The organism is Rikenella sp., assembly GCF_056799795.1.
In genome coordinates, this window is sequence record NZ_JBQIQO010000037.1 from 1 (window position 1) to 22286 (window position 22286).

The following is a 22286-nucleotide window of genomic DNA, read 5'->3' on the forward strand; positions in this document are numbered from 1 at the left end:
GCAAAGTCAAATTAAAGTAGGGTAGAGGCTGCCCGGTTATTTAGGGTAGACACGGCCCTTTGCCCACCGCGGGCCCGCGGCGTTTATTCCGAGAGACAACGTAATTGAAGACCGTAGCCACGATAATCCGGACTACTGAGGGTGAGGTATTCGGTTCGAAAACTTAAGTTCAAACATCGCATGAATAGATTACCCCCAGCTGGCGTGTAAGACCAACAGGAACCGTGGTTTCCTATGTATGATGCCAAACCCGTAGAACAATAGCGGAAGCCCGGGGCGGGGCCGCTGAGCGGCAGTTAGCCCCCGATCAAATTCAGCTTGCTCAGAAAGATGAGCGCCACCGCAATCGGCGCGATGAACCGAATCACGAAACGGAACAACGGATAGATCCGGTTGTTGTACCGCCCGTCCGACGTGAACGTCTTGCGGAACCGTTTCGGCGAGAGCCGCCACCCCGCGAAGATCACGATCAACAGACCGCCGATCGTCATCAGATAGTTCGACGAAAGCATGTCCAGAAAGTCGAACACATTGTATTTTCCGATCATCAGCCGCGAGCCCTCCACCTGTGACAGCGCGCAGAGCGACGACACGAAAAACAAGGCACAGAGCAGCCACACCACCGCCCGCCGCCGCTTCAGCTGAAACTCCTCCATCAGGTAATTCGTCATCATCTCGAAAATCGAGACCATCGACGTCAGCGCCGCGATGCTGATCAACAGGAAAAACAGAATCCCCACATATTGTCCCCCCGTCATCTTGGCGAACACGTTGGGCAGCGTCAGGAAGATCAGATCCGGCCCCTGCGTCGGACTGATGCCGAACGTGAAGACCGCCGGAAAGATCGCGATCCCCGAGATAATGGCGATCGACGTGTCGATCAGCGTGACGATCCCCTTCGACCGGAGCATGTTTTCAGACTTCGTGACGTAAGAGCTGTAGGTAATCATCACCCCCATCCCCAGACTGAGCGTAAAGAAGACCTGCCCCATCGCGTCCAGCACCGTGTTGGCCGTGATTTTCGAGAAATCGGGCCGGAACAGGAACGCCATCCCCTCGCGAAACCCGTCCAGCGTGAACGAATTGACGCACAGCACCAGCAGAATCCCCAACAAAAGCGGCATCAGGATTTTGTTCCACCGTTCGACCCCCTTCTCCACCCCCTTGAGGATGACCACCGCCGTCAGCCCCAGAAAAGCTCCCGAAAGCAGAATCGGCTGCCAGCCGCTGTTCCGGAACGCCCGGAACCCGGCCGCAATCTCCTCGTAACTCTGCCCCGCGTGCGCGTTGAGCACCGCGTCGAACAGAAAACGCAGGCTCCATCCCGCGATCACGCTGTAGAACCCCAGGATACAGAATCCGGCCGTCACCCCCATGTATCCCACCAGATACCACTTCGTTTTCGGCGCCAGATAGCGGAACGCCCCCACCGCTCCCCGCCGCGAAGCCCGACCGAGGATGAACTCGCTCAGAATCAACGGCAGTCCGACCGCCAGAATCAAAAACAGGTAGAGCAGCAGGAAAGCCGCCCCGCCGTTCACCCCGGCCAGATAGGGAAAACGCCAGATATTGCCCAGTCCGACCGCCGAACCGACGACGGCCATCATGGAACCGAAACTGCTGGTGAATGCGCCTCGTTGTTCTTTCATGCAAATTTCAAGAAGAGAGTGAATCGGGCGGAGTCCGCCCCTTGTGCAAAAAAAACGTTACATCTCAGCCGCCCGTGCCGCCGGCGCCATGCTCAGGTCGGCGAACTCCTCGCGGAGGTATTTGTAGTAACCCGTGATAGCGATCATCGCCGCGTTGTCCGTTGTCAGCGAAATGGGGGGGATGTAGGTCGTCCATCCGTACCGTTCTCCGGCCGCCTCGATCGCCTCGCGGAGTCCCGAGTTGGCCGAAACGCCTCCCGCCACGGCGATCTCCGTGATGTCGTACTGTTTGGCCGCCCGGACGAGCTTGTTCATCAGGATGTCGACGATCGTCGCCTGCAGCGAGGCGCACAGGTCGGCTTTGTGGCGTTCGATGAACTCCGGGTCGTCGGCCACCCGGTCGCGCAGGAAGTAGAGGAACGAGGTCTTCAGGCCGCTGAAGCTGTAGTCGAATCCCGGCACCGACGGTTTGGCGAACTTGAAGGCGTGCTGATCGGCCCCCTCGCTCCGCGCCAGCCGGTCGATCAGCGGCCCTCCCGGATAGGGAAGCCCCATGACTTTCGCACACTTGTCGAAAGCCTCCCCCGCCGCATCATCAATAGTCGTGCCGATAATTTCCATGTCAAGGTAGTCGCGCACGAGAACGATTTGCGAGTTTCCGCCCGACACGAGCAGGCAGAGGAACGGGAATTTCGGTTTCGGCGCCTCCTCTTCGCCCGGCCGCGTGACGAAATGGGCCAGCACATGCCCCTGTAGGTGATTGACCTCCATCAGGGGTGTGTCCTGCGCCAGCGAGAATCCCTTGGCGAAGGAGACCCCCACGAGCAGCGATCCGAGGAGTCCCGGCCCGCGGGTGACGGCGATTCCGTCGATCTCGGCCGGCGTCACGCCTGCCTCTTTCAGTGCGGCATCGATCACCGGAACGATGTTTTGTCCGTGCGCCCGCGAGGCCAGTTCGGGAATCACGCCGCCGTATTGGGCGTGGACGGCCTGCGAGGCGATGACGTTCGACAGCAGTACGCCGTCGCGGATCACGGCGGCGGAGGTGTCGTCGCACGAGGATTCTATGCCGAGAATGGTGATTTCCATAGGGTTATCCGTGTAGACTAAAATACAAAGATACGAAATCCTCGGTTTGTCTTGCTTATTTGCTTGTGGGGTTGCGATTTTTCTTCGGAGGGGCGACGTTTGGCTCGATTTTTGCATTATTTCGGCTGTTCGACATTAAAAGTTTGGCTTATGAAAAGGACGATTTTATGGGGGTTATGTTCAGTGTTGGCGCTCGGTATGTGGAGTTGCGGCGGCTCGGGTTCTCGCACGGCGGTTGCTGTGGAGGATACGGTATTCCGGCATTATGTGGGGACGATTCCGGCGGCGGACGGCCCGGGGATTACGATGGATTTGACGTTGAAGCAGGCGGAGGATTCGACGGGGGGCGATTATTCGCTGTCCATGACCTATTTGGAGGCGGTGGACGGTCAGGATCGGACTTATCGGTCGTTGGGTACGTGGAGTGTGGAGCAGGGGATTCCGGCAGATTCGGCAGCGGTCTATTATCGGCTGGTGGAGTCGAGTCCTTGGGCGGATACGCTGAATTTTCTCTATTTGGGGGACAGTGTGATGTTGTTGGGGACGGATTTGTCGAAGCCGATGTCGAAACTGAACTATTCGTTGGTGCAGGTAGGGGAGTAGGGGGAGAGTGAGTTTTTATTCATGCTCGACGGATGCCCGTCGAGCTTTTTTTTTTTGTTCGTGTCGTTGCTTGGTAATTTGGGCGGAGGCTGCCGCATTGGTTAAGGCCGTCGGGAGCGGGAGGATGCGTTAGCATCCGTCGAAAGTTTTTCTGGTTCTCTTTGTTCACAAAGAAAACAGTTCGAGGCGGGTCAAAGCTCGACCCGCGCGATTGCTGGATAAGGAAATCATTCGAACGCGTGTCATGCGTTTGAATAAGATTTCCGCCAGCGCGCGGACAAAGGGTTGGGCCGAGGCTGCCACTTCCGAGTGCCGGAAGGCACCGCCCGCCCGGCGTAAGGGTAGTACCCTCCTGTAGGGCAGACGCGCGCCACGCCTAAAGAAGCGATTCAACTATTTCGGCGGTAGCCGAATTATAGATGAATCGCGCAAGGCGCGCGAAAAAGCGGCGGAGCGAAAGCGGAGCCGCAGTGAGGCGGACACGAGGCGGAGAATTGGTGCGAGCTTTGGGTTGTGCCTGTTTTTCGGGCTCGAAAATCGTAACCGGTTTTCGAGCCGCGCTGGGCCGAGCAGGGGGCTGAGATTTGGGTGGTGGATGGGGCTGTGCTTTGAGTCGAGCTTCTGCGACTCGGAGAGTCGCGTAGTTCGCCGCCACTCCACGCGGCGGACTACAACTCGACGGAGCTCGTTGCATTCCCCGCTGGCGGCGAACTACTTAAAAAAGAGCGAGTAGCGCGATTCCGAGAGGAATCGCCGTCCTCTTATTTGGGGTAGAGGCTGCCCGATCGGAGTGCCCGAAGGTACCGGCGCGTGGGAGGTGCGCCGAGGACGAACCTGAAAGAAAGATGCGTTGCTCTTGCGCCCCAAAGGGTCGCCGGGCTTGCGGCGGGGCATCTTTGATGCCCGGGCCGGACGCCGCAGCCCGAAACCGAAAGACAGGGCAGTGCTTTTGACCAAGATTCTGCGGCTCGTAGAGCCGCAGGAGCCATTTCCAAAATAATTAAAACGCAGCAATCCCCCGTTTATTCCGAGAGGCAACGCAACTGAATACCGAAGGCACGGCCATGCGCAGCGGCACGCGAATTATGTCCCCCGGTGCTCGCAAAAAGAAATATCCCATAGATATCGCTGACCGAGGCAGAATAGCAGCAGCCGTAATCACCGACACTCCTCGGTACCCCGTCCGCGTTGTAGCGGAAGCCCGGGGCGGTGCCGAGCGGTACTCGAATCGGCTTTTCTCTGTCCCAATGGCCGCCTCGGTAAACCGCCTCTACCTTAAATTGTCCATGAGTGTCTCTCTGTTTATTCCGAGAGGCAACGCAGCTGAAAACCGTGGCCACGTTCGTCCGCAAAGCTCGTTCCCAGACGTTGCATATAAATGCCTAAATAAATGCCGCTGCTATGGCTGACCGAAGCAGACCAACTATACCCGTTTCCGCCGTTGCCCCCTGCGATGCCCTCCCAGCCCTTGCGTCCGAAATCGCGGTAGCCCGGGGCGGGACGCGCCAAAAGAAAACGTCGGCTCCTGCGAGAACAGAAACCGACGCTCATTGCAAAAGTGTCCTTTTAAAAGTATGCAGGCTACATGTTCATCCCGCCGCAGCAGTGGATCACCTGCCCCGTCACATAGCTCGACAAGTCCGAAGCCAGGAACGTGCAGACATTCGCCACATCGTCCGGCGTCCCGCCCCGTTTGAGCGGAATTTTTGCCTCCCAATCCTTCCGCACCTCTTCCGACAACGCTCCCGTCATGTCCGTGATGATGAACCCCGGAGCGATCGCATTGCAACGAATCCCCCGCGACCCCAGCTCCTTCGCCGTAGACTTCGTCAGCCCGATCAGCCCCGCCTTCGAAGCCGAATAGTTGGCCTGCCCCGCATTCCCGCTCACCCCGACCACCGAACTCATATTGACGATCGAGCCCGACTTCTGCTTCATCATGTACGGCAGCACCGCCTTCGTCAGGTTGAACGCCGACTTGAGGTTCACCCCGATCACCAAATCCCACTGCTGTTCGCTCATCCGCATCAGCAGCCCGTCGCGCGTAATCCCGGCGTTGTTCACCAAAATGTCTACCCGGCCGAAATCCTTGACAATCTGATCGATCGTCTCTGCCGCCTGCGTGAAATCCGCCGCGTTCGAAGCATACCCTTTGGCCTTAACCCCCAGTGCAGCAATCTCTTTTTCCGTATTCCGGAAGTTATCGTCTTCGTTCAGGTCGGTGAAAGCGATGTTCGCCCCCTCGGCGGCGAATTTGAGCGCGATCGCCTTTCCGATCCCGCGTGCAGCGCCCGTAATGACGGCGACCTTTCCTTCGAGAAGTTTCATGTCTGTTTGCGTGTTTTGAAAAAAGTTGTAACCGGAGCAAAGATAATGTTTTTTCCCGCATTCCGGGAACGTGCGGTCGAAGGGGTCGAAATTTTGCCTACCTTTAGCCCGCGAATCGGCGGATTCGAATCATTTAACTCTATCAAATACAGCAAGGTAACATGAACCGCGACACAGCCATTTTCGACCTCATCGGGCAGGAACGCGCCCGCCAGACCCACGGCATCGAACTGATCGCCTCCGAAAACTTCGTCAGCGAAGAGGTGATGGAAGCCATGGGCTCCGTGCTGACCAACAAATATGCCGAGGGGTATCCCAATGCCCGTTATTACGGCGGTTGTCAGGTGGTCGATCAGGTCGAACAGCTGGCCATCGACCGGGTGTGCGAATTGTACGGGGCCGAGTATGCCAACGTGCAGCCTCATTCGGGAGCGCAGGCCAATATGGCGGTTTTTCTGGCTGTGATGCAGCCGGGGGATACCTTTATGGGGCTCGACCTGGCGCACGGGGGACACTTGACTCACGGGTCGCCGGTCAATTTCTCGGGGATTCTCTACCGGCCGGTGGGCTATCAGGTGGACGAGGCGACCGGCACGATCGATTACGACAAGATGGAGGCTTTGGCGTTGGAACACAAACCGCGGATGATTGTCGGCGGCGCGTCGGCTTATTCCCGCGAGTGGGACTACAAGCGTATGCGCGAGATCGCGGACAAGGTGGGGGCGGTGCTGTGGGTCGATATGGCCCATACGGCGGGGCTGATTGCGGCGGGGCTGCTGGAAAATCCGGTGAAATACGCCCATGTCGTCACTTCGACGACGCACAAGACGTTGCGCGGGCCGCGCGGGGGGATTATCCTCGTGGGCAAGGATTTCGAAAACTGGTGGGGGGTGAAGACGCCGAAGGGCGAGACCAAAAAGATGTCGGCCATGCTGAACAGCGCGGTTTTCCCGGGGGTACAGGGCGGGCCGCTCGAACATGTGATCGCGGCCAAGGCGGTGGCTTTCGGCGAGGCGCTCCAACCGGCCTATAAGGAGTATCAGACGCAGGTGGTGAAGAATGCCCAAGCGATGGCTGCGGCGTTCGTGGCCAAGGGCTACAAACTGATTTCGGGCGGGACGGACAACCACCTGATGCTGATCGACTTGCGGGGCAAGTTCCCGGAACTGACGGGGAAACAGGCCGAACGTTCGCTCGTGGAGGCGGATATTACGACGAATAAGAATATGGTGCCGTTCGACAGCCGTTCGCCGTTCCAGACCTCGGGGATTCGGGTAGGGACGCCGGCCGTTACGACGCGGGGCCTGAAGGAGGAACACATGCCGGTGATCGTGGATCTGATCGACCGGGTGCTGAGCGCTCCGGAGGATCAGCAGGTTATCGCTGCTGTGCGGAGCGAGGTGAATGCCTTGATGGGTAACTTCCCGCTTTTCGCGTGGTAGGTTTCTGCGAGGATCGGTTTGGTGCGTGGTTAGGGGCGCGGACAATGGGTTTGGCCGAGGCTGTCATTTGCCTACCGCGGGCAGGTCGTCATTATTCTTTCTTAGCCTAACCGCGCGCGCTGGAGTAGGAAATCATTCAAACGCGTGTTTCGCGTTTGAATAAGATTTCCGCCAGCGCGCGGACGAAGAACGGGGGTAGAGGCTGCCCCTTGCCCACCGCGGGCACGCGGGGCCTGCCCGGCCCGAGGGCTGTAGCTAAAGCCGCGCGCCCCGCCTAAAGAAGCGATTCAACAATTTCGGCGGTGAGCCGAAATAGAATGAATCGCGCAAGGCGCGCGAAAACGCGGCGGAGCGAAAGCGGAGCCGCAGTGAGGCTGATACGGGGCGGAAAATTGGGCTGGGCTTTGGGCTGTGCCTGTTTTTCGGGTGGAAAAACCGTAGTCGGTTTTCCCTCCGCGCCGGGCCGAGCATGGGGCTTGGATTTGGACAGTGTTTTGGGCCGAGCTTCTGCGACCCATAGAGCCGCGCGGGCCGAAGCCTCCCGCAGCGGAGGCCCGCACCTAACGTTGCTGTGGGCCCCGCAGGCTTCGGCTCGCTAAGGCGATTACACTTTCGCAACCTCGATTGCGCCTCCGCTGGCGGCAACCGCTAAAACTGAGAGCAAGTAGCGACGTATTAGCGGCGCGTGGGGGGCGCGCCGAGGACGAATTTCTGAGAATAGGGCGACGAATGAGCCGAGCTCTTGCGACCTTTAGGTCGCCGGCCTCCTCGCCCAGCGGCTTTGCCGCTCGGGGAGAGTGGGCGACAGGCCGAACTCGACAGAAAAAGGTGTTGCTCTTGCGGCTCTTTGAGCCGCGCAGTTCGCCGCCACCCCCTGCGGCGGGCTGCAACTCGTCGGGGCTCGTTGCATTCACCGCTGGCGGCGAACTTTCCGTGATGAGGCGGTGCTCGTGCGGCTCGCAGAGTCGCGCGGGCCGGACGCCTCCCTTCGGGAGGCCCGCAACACGCCGCTCACGCGCCGAGAGTTGCTGTACCTCCCGGGCGTCCGACTCGCCAAGGTCAAACCAAAGTAGGGTAGAGGTAGCCCTGTTATTTGGGGTAGACACAGCCATTAAAAGACGCTTAGCGTCCGTTTATTCCGAGAGGCACCGCAACTGAAGACCGTGGGCACGATAGTACGTGCCTTTGGAATTGAGATTCTGCATGTAGAAAGCCAGAAATATGCCGTTAGCTCCACTCGCCGAAATCGACCATAGAGACCCCTCGAGCCCATTGCCGCCCAGCACGCCCGAGCCTGAACTGCGGTAGCCCGGGGCGGGGCCGAGCGGCACACGAAAGCCGCCAGCCTCTATTCACAAGAAAGAGAGACTCTCTCACCTTCGACAGCGCCCTGCCATCTCATTTCGACAAGAAAACGAATAGATTAACCCGAACTCAACAAATATTTACTCCATGAACAAACACAACCGTCGTGCACGTATCGTCTTTTGGGCGACAAGTGCCGTGTTGGTCTTGTGCGCCTCGTGCGGCACCCGCCAGAACCGGCAGACCAGAACCCCGAATATCGAATCCGTGATTCCCGTTCCCGTGCAGACCGAGAACTTCGAGATGCCCGCCTCGAAAGAGATCCGTCCCCTCGTGCTGAACCGTCATACCGCCATCGTTTGCGCCGACCCCGCGTTTGCGCCCGTGGCTGAATATTTGGCGCAGAAAGTGCGGACAGCGACCGGTTATGAACTGAAAATCGCAGACCGGCTGCCGGACGAAGGGCGGAACTACATCCTGCTGACCCGCACCGATTCCGTGGCTCAGGCCGAGGGGTATCGGCTCGTCTCCTCGCCCGACGAGACCGTCAGCATCGCCGCGCAGGCTCCGGCAGGGGCTTTCTATGGCGTGCAGACCTTATTGCAGCTGCTGCCGCCCGAGATCGAAAGTCCCGTGAAAGTCAAGGACGTGGCGTGGGAGCTGCCCGTCGGAGTGATCGACGACTACCCCCGGTTCGAGTATCGCGGCGTGCATTTCGACCCCTCGCGCCATTTCGCCGGCGTGGAGTTCATCAAGAAACAGCTCGACATCCTCGCGATGTTCAAAATCAACCGTTTCCACTGGCACCTGACCGACGACCAGCTCTGGACGATCGAAATTAAGAAATATCCCGAACTGACCGCCAAAGGGGCGGTGCGGACCGAAGGGGACGGCTCGACCCACCGCGGATTCTACACCCAGGACGAGATCCGGGAAGTGGTGGCTTATGCCGCCGCTCGCTACATCGACGTGATTCCCGAGATCGAGATGCCCGGGCATGCCAAGGCCGCACTCGTGTCGCATCCCGAACTGTCGTGCACCGGCGGGCCGTTCGACCAGCCCCGGATCATCTGGGGAGTCGAAGACGACGTCTTCTGTCCAGGGAAAGACACCACTTTCGCTTTTCTGGAAAATGTGCTGACCGAAGTTTTCGAGCTCTTCCCCAGCGAATACCTCCACATCGGCGGCGACGAGTGTCCGAAAGTGCGGTGGAAGGCTTGTCCGGACTGCCAGCGGCGGATCCGCGAGCTGGGGCTCGACAAGAAAGCCGGACTGGCCGGGAAAGACGGCAAACGGCATACCGCCGAAGAGCTCTTGCAGAGCTATACCATCACCCGGATGGAGCAGTTCGCCAACGCCCACGGGCGGAAGATCATCGGTTGGGACGAGATTCTGGAGGGCGGTCTGGCCCCGTCGGCCACGGTGATGAGCTGGCGCGGCGAAGCGGGCGGTATCGCGGCCGCGCGGCAGCAGCATGATGTGATCATGACCCCCAACAGCGCCGGATTCTACATCGACCACCAGCAGGGGGCGGCCGAAGTCGAACCCGTCTCGATCGGCGGCTATTCCACCCTGGAGAAGGTCTACGGCTACAACCCCGTGCCGGACTCGGCCGCTGCGGACTGGGGACGGTATATTATCGGTGTGCAGGCCAATTTGTGGAGCGAGTATGTGTTGTCGGACGCCCATCGGGAGTACATGTACTATCCGCGGGTGCTGGCTCTGGCCGAAGTGGACTGGTCGCCGAACGATCGGAAAGATTGGGCGTCGTTCCAGCGGCGGCTGGTCGATGCCGAACGGCGGCTCGATTACCACGGCATCAATTACCACATTCCGATGCCGGAGGGGACGCTGGTCGATCTGCTCGCCTTTACCGGCGATTCGGTAGCGGTGCCGTTCTCCAATACCCGGAACCTGCCGATGGTCTATACGCTCGACGGGTCGGAACCGACCGCAGCATCGGAGATGTATAAGGATACCTTAATGATCGGCGGCGACGAACCGGTTGTGATTCGGATCGCCACGCTGACGCCGCAGGGCAAGCTGAGTCCGTCGCGATCGATCCGGGTCGAACGGCAGCCTCTGAAGCCGGCGGCGGAACCGGCAGCGGTGGATTCGGGCGTCGTGATGCGTGTGGCCGAGGGGCTTTTCCTGACGGACGAACAGATCGCGGGTGCACGTTTCGGGGCGGATACGGTGGTGCGCTATTTCCGATCGGGGTATGGAGCGGGGACGAAGACGGCGCCGGAGTCGCTGGTGGTCTACGAAGGTTTCGTCGAACTGCCGGAGGATGGTGTCTACGGCTTTACGACGGATATGGAGGAGTTGTGGATTGATGGCGAACGGATCGTGAAAAACGGTCAGGAGGCGGCGAGTCGCCACTTGCGGCACAAGACGACGCGTGCTTTGGCGGCCGGGAAGCATGCTTTCCGGTTGGTGTTCAACAATATGATCCGTCACGGTTGGCCGGACGTTTGGAACGACATCTCGTTCTTCGTCAAGACGCCGTCGGGCACTGTCTATGAACGGGTGAAAGCTTCTCAGCTGACGCATGCCGTTTCGGTGGACGAGTAGTGGGGGGAGATTTGATAGTACATGGGGGCCTTGATCGATTCAAGGCCCCCTGTTTTTTGCTGGTGGAGATAGGTTGCGGGGTAGAGTCCTTAGCAAAACGTAGTTTCGCCCGTCCACGCACCCGTTGGGTGTTTTGTTAGGGTTGTCTCTGCTTTACTAAGTGTGGCCCGCGCGCCGAGATTATGGCCGCCGGCAGCTTGAGGATGCGTCAGCATCCGTCTAAAGTTTCTTTGGTTCTTTCTGTTCACAGAAAGAACAGTTCGAGGCGGGACAATGCCCAGACCGCGCGCCGCCGCCTAAAGAGGGAAATCGTCAAAATGCGCTGGCGCGTTTTGACAAGATTTCCCTGGCGCGCGGACAAAGAACGGGGCGCAAAACTCCGTCGCCCGCCCGCTTAAAGGGCATATTCTGCCGGTTGGCAGTTAGCCAATTTAGGCAGAATTGCCGCGGGCGACGTTTAGCAGTAGACACGCCCATCTTTCGAGTGCCGAGCGGCACCGGCGGAGCGAAAGCGGAGCCGCAGTGAAGCTGACACGGGGCGGAGAATTGGGGCGAGCTTTGGGGCGTGCTCGTTCTTTGGGCGCGAAAACCGTAGTCGGTTTTCGCGCCGCGCTGGGCCGAGCTGTTGGTCGTGCCTTTGCGGTTCTTCGAACCGCCGGGCCTGCGCGCACTGGGCCTTCGGCCCACCCCCGGAGCGCGCAACCCGAAACCAACAGAATGGGGCTGAACCTTTGGTCGTGCTTTGGGCTTTGCTTTTGGCTGGGCTTCTGCGGCTCGCAGAGCCGCCGGGCTTGCGGCGGGGCATCTTTGATGCCCGGGCCGGACGCCGCAGCCCGAACCCGACAGAATTAGGGCGAGGTTGGTGGCAGGGCTTAGGGCTTTACTCTCGGATGAGAGCGAATAGCGCGGTTCTTTCGAACCGCCGGCCTCGTCGCCCAAGCGCGGAGCGCCTCGGGGGAGTGGGCGACAGGCCGAAGTTCAGAAAATTGTGCGGTGCTTCTGCGACCCAACGGGTCGCGCGGGCCTCCCGGGCGTCCGGCCGCAAAGTCAAATTAAAGTAGAGGGTAGAGGTCTCTAAGTATTTAGGGTAGCTCCAGTCCATTGCCCACCGCGGGCCTCTCGTCCCCGTTTATTCCGAGAGGCAACGCAACTGAAGAGCGTGAGCACGACCATCCTCTCTGCCGAGGTCGAGATAAGTGACATAGAAATTTAGCGACAAACTGTTAATCCGGCAGGTTGTACCAGACCAACTGTATCCATTTCCCCCGACGTGTGCTAAAGCGCCGCTGAGTCTTTCTCGGTAGCCCGGGGCGGTGCCGACCGGTATTCGAATTGCAAAATCTGAATGGAAAACGGGCCCAAGCCCGGGTTCTAAGTCCCAAATCGGTTCCGTCGAAAGCTCCCTTGCCCGTTTATTCCGAGAGGCAACGCAACGGAAAGCCGTGACCGCGGCTGTCTGCGTGACAGGAATCGATCCCTGTCGCATTGAAGTTCAAATACACACTGTTATTATCGCTGACAGCGGACGACCAGCTATAGCCGAAGTTGCCGATATATATGGCATTCCCGAATTGTCCATGATGTCCCGGATCGCGGAAGCCCGGGGCGCGCCCACAAAGCATTTCCACGCCACCCTTTGCCTCGAGCAGCCGAGCGTCTCAGCCACCTCAACGCCGCCGTTCACAGAGATACTTAGTGGCCCTCCGCCAATGTATACAATTGCGCGATCTCTTCCGGCCAGCGACTTTCGTCCGGCGTCTCCAGAATCAGCGGCATGTCGTCGAACCGTCGATCCCGCGCGATGTACCGGAACACCGGCCATCCCAACGTCCCCTCGCCCAACGAAGCATGGCGGTCTACCCGGCTGCCGAAAGCCTTCAGGTCGTCGTTCAGGTGCATGCCCCGCAGGTAACCGAAGCCGACCACCCGATCGAACTCCGCGAAAGTCCGCTCGCACGCCTCCTCCGAACTCAGGTCGTACCCCGCCGAATAAGCATGGCACGTGTCGATGCAAACCCCCACCCGACTTTTGTCCGCCACTTTTTCGATGATGTGCGCCAGGTGCTCGAACCGCCAGCCGAGATTCGAACCCTGCCCCGCCGTGTTCTCGATCACCGCCGTCACCCCTTTCGTTTCGGCCAGCGCCCGGTCGATCGACGCCGCGATCCGGTCGAGACACTCCTCATCGCTGATCGCCCCCAGCGAACTGCCCGGGTGGAAATTGAGCCGGTCGAGGCCCAGCGCCTCGCACCGCTTCATCTCGTCCGTAAAAGCCGCCTGCGACTTCAGAATCGCCTGGTCGTCCGGATTCCCGAGGTTGATCAGATAGCTGTCGTGCGGCAGGATCTGAAACGGCCGATACCCTCCCGCCTCGCAATTGGCCCGGAAAGCCTCGATTTGTGCCGCCGTCAGGGCGGGAGCCACCCACTGGCGTTGATTTTTTGTGAACAGCGCGAAAGCGCCGGCGCCGATCCGGCGAGCGTTCAACGGGGCGTTCTCCACTCCGCCGGCCGCGCTGACGTGGGCTCCGAAATATTTCATAGTCAGGCTCTGGTTTTATTTTTGTAAATTCGCAGGCGGAAATAGCGGCCTGCGACGATTCGATGTCCGTCCGCTTCGCCACTACGATCTTATGAGAACAAAACTACATATTTCGTACCGAAAAACCCTCCTCGCCTGCCTGATTCTGCTCGGAACCGGCAGCGTGGCCCGGGCTCAGTTCAATCCGAAGAAACAGGCCGTGCCGCTCGCGCCGGTGGCTCCCGACACGATCCGCGTGCCGAAGCCCACCACCGACATGAAGTTCGAACTCTACAGCGAGGCCTACGACAAATACCTCCGCAAACTGCGCTCCAAACAACGCAACAGCTACAAAATCTCGCCCCGGCTGGATATCTCGCAGGTCAGCTTCAACAATTGGCAGCAGGGGGGAGATAACTCCTACTCGGGACTTGCGTCGCTCAATGCCGAGCACAACTACGTGGCGCCGGTCTTCAGCATCAAGACCGTGTTCGACGCCAAGTTCGGGATTATGCGCGCCACGGGGCAGACGCGGAAAAATGTGGACTACTTCAACTTCTCGACCACGCCCAGCTGGAATATTTCCGAACGGTGGAAACTTTCGGGGGCGTTGATCTGGAAATCGCAGTTCACGAAGAGTTACGACTACCCGAAGGACAAACCGAAGGTCTGGAAATCGACTTTTATGGCGCCGGGAACGGTGGAGGTTTCAGTCGGTTTCACCTACGAGCCGCCGAGCAAGAAGCTGAATATCCTGCTGTCTCCGGTGGCGGGAAAGATGATCTTCGTCCTCAACGACTCGCTGGCGCGCAAGGGGGGATTCGGGATCGACCCGAACAAGGAGAATCCGAGATTCAAAGCCGAGATCGGTGCCCAGCTGCGGGTGAACTTCAATACGAAGTTCGCCAAGGAGAAGATCGAATACATTACGAAGTTGGAGTCGTTCTGGAACTACTCGAACGTGCCTTCGGCGACGTGGGAAAATACGCTGAATTTCAAGATTACGAACGTGATTTCGGCCAGCGCTTTCGTGAGCATGATCTACAACGACCAGATCACCACGCCGGATGCGCAGGCGAAGTTGGACGCGGGTCGGCGGCCGAAACCGTGGGATTACTTGCAGATTTATCAGTCGGTGGGGTTCGGTTTGCAGTTCAATATTGCGTCGAAACCGCACAAGCCGGTTCAGGAGAGCACCATCACGAAGTCGCGGCTGAAGTATAAGAAATAGACGGCGGGGGTGGGGCTGTCGAGCTCGGTACCTTTCTTTGTGCTTTGTGCGCGTCACTTTAGTGGGTCGGATGCCCGGGCGGGACGCAACGAACATTGTGAGTTTGCGGGCCTCCCGAGGGGGAGGCGTCCGGCCCGCGCGGCTTTACGAGCCGCAGGAGCCCAAATAGGGTAGGGGCACCTAATTAGGGTAGTTCCAGTCCATTGCCCCCCGCGGGCACGCGGCGTTTATTCCGAGAGGCAACGCAACTGAAAACCGTAGGCTCGATCGTTCGTAAGGCCGGGGTCGAGAATCGTCATGTTGAAATTCAAATCCACACCCGAGATGCCGCTCGTGGCGGAAGACCAGCTGTAGCCGTAGAGACCGATATAGACCGCATTGCCAGGCTGCCTGTGAGCGCCCGGATCGCGGAAGCCCGGGGCGGGTGCCGCTCGGCACTCGAAGGCTGGCCGTGTCAGCCTTAATCGTGTTTCCGTTATTTTTTCCACTCCCGAAACTCCGGACGGCGCAACAGCTTGTCCCAAAGAGCGCTCCAGGCGAATCCGACATGCGCTCCGAGCGTTCGGAACAGACCGTAATGTTCCCGCATGATCCGCCACCGCTCCCGGAGGCTCGCCCGGCGGCGGCGCGTCGAGAGACCGCCCGGCGCGAAACAGCTCACGACGAAACCCACATCCACCACCGACCGCGCCCGTTTCAGGCAGGCGATCACCCACTCGATATCCGCCGCCAGCCGGTATCGCTCCGTGTCGTACAGCGGCGCGATCGCCCGGCGCACGAGGAAAGACTGGTGGCACACCACCATCCCCCGCTCCAGCGACCGCCACGTCAGCCCCCTGTGCGGCAACGGCTTCTTGCGCAGCCCCAGCGGCCTGCCCGCCTCGTCCGTCACCAGCGTCTCGCCGTAGTAGACATCCGCCCCGGCCGGCAGCCCCGCTCCGAAAATCCGCGTCAGCGCATCCCGCTCCCACACCGTATCCCCCGCGTTCACGAACCACAGATAGTCGCCCGTCGCCGCCCGGATTCCCTTGTTCATCGCATCGTACAGACCCTCGTCCGGCTCGCTCACCCCGTAGGCGATCCGGTCGCCGAACCGCTCCATCACCTTCCGCGTACCGTCCGTCGAACCCCCGTCGATCACCACTAACTCCAGCTCCGCCGCCGAACGGTCCAGCGCCGTCAGATTCGACAGCGTCTTTTCCAGCTCCGCCGCCCCGTTCCAAACTACCGTTATCACCGAAACCTTGACCATAGCCCCTTGCTGCTAAAAATAATTCCGCGTAAAATTACTATATTTGGGCCGATTTCGTGCCTTTCCCGCCGGGCGGCACATCTTTTGTTTCGTACCGCATATCATGAGTAATTATAGAACCACCGTCCGCCTCACCCTGATTCTTTTGGCCGTCCTGCTCGTCGGCGCCGCTTTGGGCGTGATGCTCGAACGTTCGGCCCTGCGCGACACCTACCGCACCGTCCGGGAAGGGGACAAACTCGGATGGGCCCTGACCCAGATCGAAAACCGGTATGTAGACCCTATCAGTCGCGACTCGCTGGCCGAGTTGGCCGTGCCGATTCTCTTGCAGGAGCTCGATCCGCACTCCGTCTATATTCCCGCCGAGGAGTTCGCCTCGACCAACGAACCGCTGACCGGTACGTTCGACGGGATCGGCGTGATGTTCAATATGTTGTCCGATACGGTCCAGATCACGAACGTGATCTCCGGCGGGCCGAGCTCGGCGGCGGGGATCGTGGCCGGCGACCGTATCATCACGGTGAACGACAGCCTGATCGCCGGCGTCAAGATGGATCAGAACAAGGTCGTCGGCCTGTTGCGCGGCAAACGCGGCTCGACCGTTCGGCTGGGCATTCTGCGGGCGCCGGCCAAGGAGCTGCTGCCGATTACGGTCACCCGCGGCGCCGTTCCGGTGAAGAGCCTCGAAGCCGCTTTCATCGTACCGGGACATCCCGAGATCGGTTACGTTCGCTTCGGCCATTTCGCCGCTTCGACCCATACCGAAGTGACCGCGGCGTTGAATCGCCTGCGCGAGCAGGGGGCTCGGAAAGTCATCCTCGACCTGCGCGAGAACGGCGGCGGATACCTCGATCAGGCGATCTATATCATCAACGAGTTTCTGCCGGGCGGCCAGCGGATCGTCTATACCGAGGGGCATGCCTCGCGCCGTGCCGACCAGTTTGCCGACGGAAACGGCCGGTTTTTGGACATGGAGCTGGCGGTGGTGATCGACGAGAATTCGGCCTCGGCCAGCGAAATCGTCGCCGGAGCCATTCAGGACAACGACCGCGGGGTGATTGTCGGGCGCCGGTCGTTCGGCAAGGGGCTGGTGCAGGAACAGATCTCGTTCCCGGGTGACGGATCGGCCATGCGGCTCACCATCGCGCGGTACTATACCCCGGTGGGGCGATCGATCCAGAAACCGTACACCCCGGGGAACGATGCGGAGTACCATGCCGAAGTGATGCGCCGTTTCGAACACAACGAGATGATGACCGCCGACAGCATCCGGCAGGACGACTCGCTGCGGTTCGTCACGCCGGGCGGCAAGGTCGTTTATGGCGGCGGCGGGATTATGCCCGACCTCTTCGTGCCGATCGACACGACTTTCATTACGCCGTATTTTTCGAAACTGTTCCAGAAAAACCTGATTTTCCGCTACGCTTCGCAGATGACGGATCGGTATCGCAAGGAGATCAACGCCATCGAGACGCTGGCCGAGCTGGATCGCTTTTTCGCCGACAAGAACCTCTTTTACGACTTCGTCGCCTATGCCGATCGGCAGGGCGTCCGGCCTACGGAGACCGAGATGAGCCTCTCCAAACCGATGATTACGGCTCAGATCAAGGCCTATATCGGGCGGAACACGGCTTTGAACGAGAACGCTTTCTACTACTATATCCTGCCGCAGGACAAGACCCTGCTCCGGAGCGTGCAGGCGTTGGAGGGGACGGATGTCCCGAAACCGGCTGCCGGCGGGGATGAACGGCGATAGATGCGTTCGGAGGGATAGAAACAACGGGGGCTCGCAGCATAATCGACTGCGAGCCCCCGTCTTATTTCTGGCGTCGTTTATCGGCCCTTAGCCCCGTCGTCGATGCCCATCTTCTCCAACAGAGGCCCCACCGTCGGCTCGTGGCCCGCAAAGCGGACGTAGAGCGTCATCGGATGTTCGCTGCCGCCCGGCGTCAGGATGCACGACCGGAACGCCTGCGCCGTCGCCGGGTCGAAGATGCCCCGCTCGCGGAACCGCGCGAAAGCGTCCGCCTCCAGCACCTCCGCCCACTTGTAGCTGTAGTACCCCGCCGCATAGCCCCCGCCGAAGATGTGGCCGAAACTCGTCGAGAAACAGCTCCCCTCGACCCGCGGCATCACCTGCGTCCGTTCCGTCGCCCGGCGTTCGAACGCCGCCACGTCGCACCCTTCGTCCAGCGGCTCCGCGATCGAGTGCCAAGCCATGTCGCAAAGGCCGAACTGCACCTGCCGCACGCAGGCGTAGGCGGCCAGATAGCGCCGTGCCGCCTCGATCCGGTCGATCAGCTCCGGCGGCATCTTTTCGCCCGTCTCGTAGTGCGCCGCCCAGAGGTCGAGAAACTCCCGCTCGGCCACCCAGTTTTCCAGTATCTGCGACGGCAGCTCCACGAAGTCGCGCCGCACGTTCGTCCCCGTCAGACTCGGATAGCTCCCCCGGCCCAATATCCCGTGCAGTCCGTGTCCGAACTCATGGAAAATGGTCGTCGCCTCGCTGAAACTCAGCAGTGAAGGCCGTTTTTCGGTCGGCTTCGTGAAGTTGCACACCAGCGAGACGATCGGAATCACCGCCTCGCCCGTCTCCGGGTCGCGATACGCCTGCCGATACGACGTCATCCACGCGCCCCCCTGCTTGCCCGGCCGTGGGAAGTAGTCGATATAGAGGATGGCCATGGGCCGGTCGTCGCCTCCCGAGCCGTCGTAGACTTCGAAGGCCCGGACGTCGGGATGGTAGATCGGAATCTCCTTGTTCTCCTTGAACGAGAGCCCGTAGAGCCGTCCGGCGAGCAGGAACATCGCCTCCTGCACCCGCTCCAGCCGGAAATAGGGGCGGGTCGCCTCGTCGTCGAAATCGTAGGTCGCCGCCTTGTATTTTTCGGTGTAATAGGCCCAGTCCCACGGCATCAGCGTCCCGTCGAAACCCCGGCTCGCCGCGTAGGCACGGATCGTCGCCACCTCCCGTTCGGCATGCGGTTTGGCCCGCTCCAACAGTTCGTCTAACAGGCCGTTCACCCGTTCGGCGCTCCCCGCCATCCGGTTTTCGAGGGCGTAGTCCGCGTAGGTTCTGTATCCTAACAAATTGGCTAACTGGAGGCGCAGGTCGGCGATCTGGACGATGATCCGGCTGTTGTCCTGCTCGCCGCCGTAGGCCCGGCTGTTGTAGGCCCGGTAGAGCTTCTCGCGCAGGTCGCGCCGCTCGGAGTAGGTCAGGAACGGAATGTAGCTCGGCGCGTGGAGCGTGAAGAGCCAGCCGCTCAGTCCCGCCGCCTTCGCCTCGGCCGCAGCCGCGTCGCGTACCGCCTCCGGCAGCCCTGCGAGCTCGTTCGGCTCGGTCAGGTGGAACCGAAAGGCATTGGTCGCTGCCAGCAGATTTTGCTCGAAACGCAGCGTCAGCCGGGCCAGCTCGTTGGTCACGGCCCGGTATTCGGCCTGGCGTTCCGTGTCGAGGTTGGCTCCCGAGCGGACGAAGCCGCGGTAGCTCTCTTTCAGCAACATCCGCTGCTCGGCCGAGAGTCCCTCGAACTCATCGTCCGCCGCGGCTTCGTAGACCCTTTTCACCCGGTCGAACAGCCGGGGATCGAGCATCACGTCGTTGCTGAAGTCGGTGAGCATCGGTGAAAGTTCCAGCGCCAGGGCCTGCATGGCGTCGTCGGTTTCGGCGCTGTTGAGGTTGTAGAAGAGGGTCATGGCCCGCTCCAGCGGCTGTTGGGCGAATTCGAGGGCTTCGATGGTGTTGGCGAAGGTCGGCTCCTCGGGCCGGGTGGCGATCCGGTCGATCGCCTCCCGGCTCTCCGCAATGAGGCGTTCGACGGCCGGCCGGTAGTCTTCGATGCGGATCCGGTCGAACGGCGGAACGCCGTAAGGGGTCGTCCATTTGCTCAATAGCGGATTGGGTGCGGTATCGTTCATGTTTGTGCGTTTTTTTGCGGGTTGAGTATGCGGTCGTCGGAGCGATCCGTAGGGTTAAAGATAGCGATTCGGCGGGTTCCGTTCAAAAAACAGGTGATTTTTCCGTTTTCGGTCGGATGATAATTCGGAATGGTATATTTTTTGTAAACTCAATAGGGTGTTTAACGAAACTTTAAATCCGATCTATTATGGGAAAAAAGAGTATCCACGGTACACGTACCGAACAGAATCTGCTGAAAGCTTTTGCCGGTGAATCGCAGGCTTGGGCGCGTTATACGATGTTCGCCAAAAAGGCCCGGAAAGAGGGGTACGAAGTGATCGCCAAGTTCTTCGACGAGACGGCGGCCAACGAACAGCAGCACGGAAAGGTCTATTTCGAATTGTTGCAGGGCGGAATGGTCGAAATCACGGCCTCTTATCCGGCGGGGGTGATCGGCACGACGGCCGAAAACCTGGCCGAAGCGGCCGACGGGGAACACGACGAAGGGCATGTGCTCTATCCGGAGTTCGCCCGGATTGCCGAAGAGGAGGGTTTTCCTGAAATCGCGGTTAAATTCCGTCTGATAACGGCGGTCGAAAAGGATCACGAAGCGCGGTATCGCAAGCTCCTGAAGACGCTCGAAGCGGGCGAGATGTTCAAGAAAGATACGCCCCAGTCCTGGCGTTGTCGGAAGTGCGGTTACGTGCACAAGGGCAAGGAGGCGCCGGAAAAATGTCCGATTTGCGACCATCCGCGGGCCTATTTCGAGCTTATGGACGACAAGTTTTAGGCTTTCTGTGCCGTCGGTTTGCGTCCGGCGAGGAGATTCTCCTCGCCGGACGTTTTTTTATTGGGTGTAGGTGGTGGCGGCGTTTTGTCCCCGTTTATTCCGAGAGGCAACGCAACTGAAGAGCGTAGGCCCGGGACGTTGTGTGGCTGGGATAGAGTACCGTCGTGTTGAAGACCAGGTACATGCTATTGGTATTGTCGACCGTTGAAGACCTGCTATTTCCTTCGTTGCCGACGGCGCTCAGCGTGCCATTGGCTCTCTCGCGGTAGCCCGGGGCGGGATGTTGCCGGTCGTACATTTTTTATTATTATCTATCTGATTGAAGTGGGCGGGGTTGCGGCGGTTTATCTGTAGGAAAGGTGTGTAATTTCGGTGTTTGTGCTTGGTTATTAGTGTGCTGTGGAAATAGTGAAAACTCTTCGAATAAAAGTATGGTTGATGTCTTGTATGTTTACAAAATGTATTATCTTTGCCTTGTAGAACGATTCCGGAATCCAATATTATAAACATTTTTAAAACCAGTTATCCATGAAGAAATTATGGAAATTCCTATTCGGGTGCGAGTGCGGAAAGCCGCTTCCGAGGGCCGAAGAGATGTGTCGGCGAATGAAACCGACCGAACATTTTGTCGTATCCCGATCCGATGAAAAACGATGAGTCGAAAATACGAAGACATGCGTGAGCACCGCGCTCGGGCAGTGACCGTTTTGAATCGGGTCAAGGAGAGTCGGAAGGGCTTGAAAATTAGGTACGAACGGATCGACGAACACACTTGGGTCGAACGTTCGGAGGGTACAGAATCATTAAAACAACCACACATGATGCAATCTACAGTCACTCGGCAGGATGCCGAACAGGCCATTGCGGTCTATCGCACGGCGAAGAGTGCCAAAGCGGAGTACGAAGCCGTGATGGCCGATGCGGAACGAATTATCAATCAGTTCGGTCGGGCGAATCTCGATCAGTTTTCGGAGGGGCGGCTGGAGCTCGACAGCGGAACGTTGGCGCTCAAGAGCGGCGCGGCCAAACCGCTCAAAGGCGGTCGGCCGCTGACGACGGCTGCCCGGGCGGAGCTGGCGGCCCTGCTTCCGGAGGCGTATGTGCGTCTTTCGTGCGATTTCGCGGAGTTGTACGGTTGTCGGGATAAGATGGTGCGTCAGCTGCTGGCGGTGCGCGGAATCGAGATCGTCCGGGACGACAAGTTCGTGGTTTTGTAGGCTCGATTGCCTTTTTCGGTGAGGTCGGATTTTTTGTATGATTTATTTCTGAATTTTATATCGAATCGTTATGGCTTATAATAAAAAAGGATACTACAAGCGCGCTCGGGCTTTGCAGGAGCTGACGGCGCAACATTACGAACCGGAGCGGCACGACCGTTGTTACAAGTGGGTATGGCGTCGGTTTGTCTATCCGCAGTTCGGTATCTGTTATCACAGTTATTTGCGTTACCTGCACACGGTCGTTCCGACTGAGGAGAGTTAGTTGATCGGGCAACAGGTGTCCGGTCGGATACGACAGGCCCGCGTCCCTCTCGATTCCGAGAGTGGCGCGGGCTTTTGTTTTGTTTCTGGGGCGGGACTGCGGCGGAGCGCCAGCGGAGCC

19 protein-coding genes are annotated in these 22286 nt (G+C 59.4%); 8 read left to right on the top strand and 11 right to left on the bottom strand.

What is annotated here, in order from left to right; genetic code table 11:
• Positions 1-296 precede the first annotated feature (296 nt).
• Positions 297-1649, bottom strand: coding sequence for a sodium-dependent transporter (locus tag ACTO3O_RS08340; protein ID WP_294594702.1), 1353 nt, complete (start codon positions 1647-1649; stop codon positions 297-299).
• A gap of 57 nt (positions 1650-1706) precedes the next feature.
• Complete coding sequence (gene tsaD, locus ACTO3O_RS08345; RefSeq protein WP_297832708.1) at positions 1707-2738, bottom strand: tRNA (adenosine(37)-N6)-threonylcarbamoyltransferase complex transferase subunit TsaD; 1032 nt, start codon at positions 2736-2738, stop codon at positions 1707-1709.
• Between the two features lie 150 nt (positions 2739-2888).
• On the opposite strand from tsaD, the gene ACTO3O_RS08350 reads away from it, so the two are divergent.
• Positions 2889-3341, top strand: a complete 453-nt coding sequence (locus ACTO3O_RS08350) for a copper resistance protein NlpE N-terminal domain-containing protein (protein WP_298080932.1) — start codon at positions 2889-2891, stop codon at positions 3339-3341.
• A 1302-nt stretch (positions 3342-4643) separates the two neighbouring features.
• On the opposite strand, the gene ACTO3O_RS08355 is transcribed toward ACTO3O_RS08350, so the two are convergent.
• Positions 4644-4892, bottom strand: coding sequence for a hypothetical protein (locus ACTO3O_RS08355; RefSeq protein WP_297832292.1), 249 nt, complete (start codon positions 4890-4892; stop codon positions 4644-4646).
• Positions 4893-4922: 30 nt separating this feature from the next.
• Positions 4923-5669 (bottom strand): 3-oxoacyl-[acyl-carrier-protein] reductase, encoded by a 747-nt coding sequence (fabG, locus tag ACTO3O_RS08360; RefSeq protein WP_297832295.1) that lies wholly within the window; start codon positions 5667-5669, stop codon positions 4923-4925.
• A 161-nt stretch (positions 5670-5830) separates the two neighbouring features.
• Here fabG and glyA point away from each other — a divergent pair, with 161 nt between their 5' ends.
• On the top strand, positions 5831-7111 hold the full coding sequence (gene glyA, locus ACTO3O_RS08365; RefSeq protein ID WP_297624345.1) for a serine hydroxymethyltransferase: 1281 nt from the start codon (positions 5831-5833) through the stop codon (positions 7109-7111).
• A gap of 1133 nt (positions 7112-8244) precedes the next feature.
• Here glyA and ACTO3O_RS08370 read toward each other — a convergent pair.
• The gene (locus ACTO3O_RS08370) at positions 8245-8397 is read right to left on the bottom strand and encodes a hypothetical protein (protein ID WP_297624342.1); all 153 of its coding nucleotides are present in this window, start codon (positions 8395-8397) and stop codon (positions 8245-8247) included.
• Positions 8398-8563: 166 nt separating this feature from the next.
• On the opposite strand from ACTO3O_RS08370, the gene ACTO3O_RS08375 reads away from it, so the two are divergent.
• On the top strand, positions 8564-10990 hold the full coding sequence (locus ACTO3O_RS08375) for a family 20 glycosylhydrolase (RefSeq protein ID WP_297832301.1): 2427 nt from the start codon (positions 8564-8566) through the stop codon (positions 10988-10990).
• 1412 nt (positions 10991-12402) lie between these two features.
• On the opposite strand, the gene ACTO3O_RS08380 is transcribed toward ACTO3O_RS08375, so the two are convergent.
• Positions 12403-12618: a hypothetical protein gene (locus tag ACTO3O_RS08380; protein WP_297831691.1), complete on the bottom strand. Its 216-nt coding sequence runs from the start codon at positions 12616-12618 to the stop codon at positions 12403-12405.
• A gap of 64 nt (positions 12619-12682) precedes the next feature.
• On the bottom strand, positions 12683-13531 hold the full coding sequence (nfo, locus tag ACTO3O_RS08385; protein ID WP_294593754.1) for a deoxyribonuclease IV: 849 nt from the start codon (positions 13529-13531) through the stop codon (positions 12683-12685).
• Positions 13532-13622: 91 nt separating this feature from the next.
• Here nfo and ACTO3O_RS08390 point away from each other — a divergent pair, with 91 nt between their 5' ends.
• Complete coding sequence (locus tag ACTO3O_RS08390) at positions 13623-14741, top strand: DUF3078 domain-containing protein (RefSeq protein WP_297831694.1); 1119 nt, start codon at positions 13623-13625, stop codon at positions 14739-14741.
• 227 nt (positions 14742-14968) lie between these two features.
• Here the strand turns inward: ACTO3O_RS08390 and ACTO3O_RS08395 are convergent, their stop codons facing one another.
• Both ACTO3O_RS08395 and ACTO3O_RS08400 read right to left on the bottom strand, forming a co-directional pair.
• Entirely contained in the window at positions 14969-15229 is a 261-nt protein-coding gene (locus tag ACTO3O_RS08395; RefSeq protein WP_297831698.1) for a hypothetical protein, read from the bottom strand.
• Complete coding sequence (locus ACTO3O_RS08400) at positions 15217-15993, bottom strand: glycosyltransferase family 2 protein (protein ID WP_297831702.1); 777 nt, start codon at positions 15991-15993, stop codon at positions 15217-15219. The genes ACTO3O_RS08395 and ACTO3O_RS08400 overlap by 13 nt, the downstream gene beginning before the upstream one ends.
• 103 nt (positions 15994-16096) lie before the next feature.
• Between ACTO3O_RS08400 and ACTO3O_RS08405 the strand changes: the two genes are divergently transcribed.
• Entirely contained in the window at positions 16097-17749 is a 1653-nt protein-coding gene (locus ACTO3O_RS08405) for a S41 family peptidase (RefSeq protein ID WP_297831705.1), read from the top strand.
• A 77-nt stretch (positions 17750-17826) separates the two neighbouring features.
• Here ACTO3O_RS08405 and ACTO3O_RS08410 read toward each other — a convergent pair whose 3' ends face one another.
• Complete coding sequence (locus ACTO3O_RS08410) at positions 17827-19914, bottom strand: M3 family metallopeptidase (protein WP_297831708.1); 2088 nt, start codon at positions 19912-19914, stop codon at positions 17827-17829.
• Positions 19915-20102: 188 nt separating this feature from the next.
• Between ACTO3O_RS08410 and rbr the strand changes: the two genes are divergently transcribed.
• On the top strand, positions 20103-20684 hold the full coding sequence (gene rbr / locus ACTO3O_RS08415; RefSeq protein WP_297624321.1) for a rubrerythrin: 582 nt from the start codon (positions 20103-20105) through the stop codon (positions 20682-20684).
• 94 nt (positions 20685-20778) lie between these two features.
• Here the strand turns inward: rbr and ACTO3O_RS08420 are convergent, their stop codons facing one another.
• Positions 20779-20982 (bottom strand): hypothetical protein, encoded by a 204-nt coding sequence (locus ACTO3O_RS08420; RefSeq protein WP_297831713.1) that lies wholly within the window; start codon positions 20980-20982, stop codon positions 20779-20781.
• 520 nt (positions 20983-21502) lie between these two features.
• Here ACTO3O_RS08420 and ACTO3O_RS08425 point away from each other — a divergent pair.
• Entirely contained in the window at positions 21503-21901 is a 399-nt protein-coding gene (locus tag ACTO3O_RS08425; protein ID WP_297832650.1) for a hypothetical protein, read from the top strand.
• 70 nt (positions 21902-21971) lie between these two features.
• Entirely contained in the window at positions 21972-22166 is a 195-nt protein-coding gene (locus ACTO3O_RS08430) for a hypothetical protein (protein WP_294593770.1), read from the top strand.
• Positions 22167-22286: the final 120 nt, after the last annotated feature.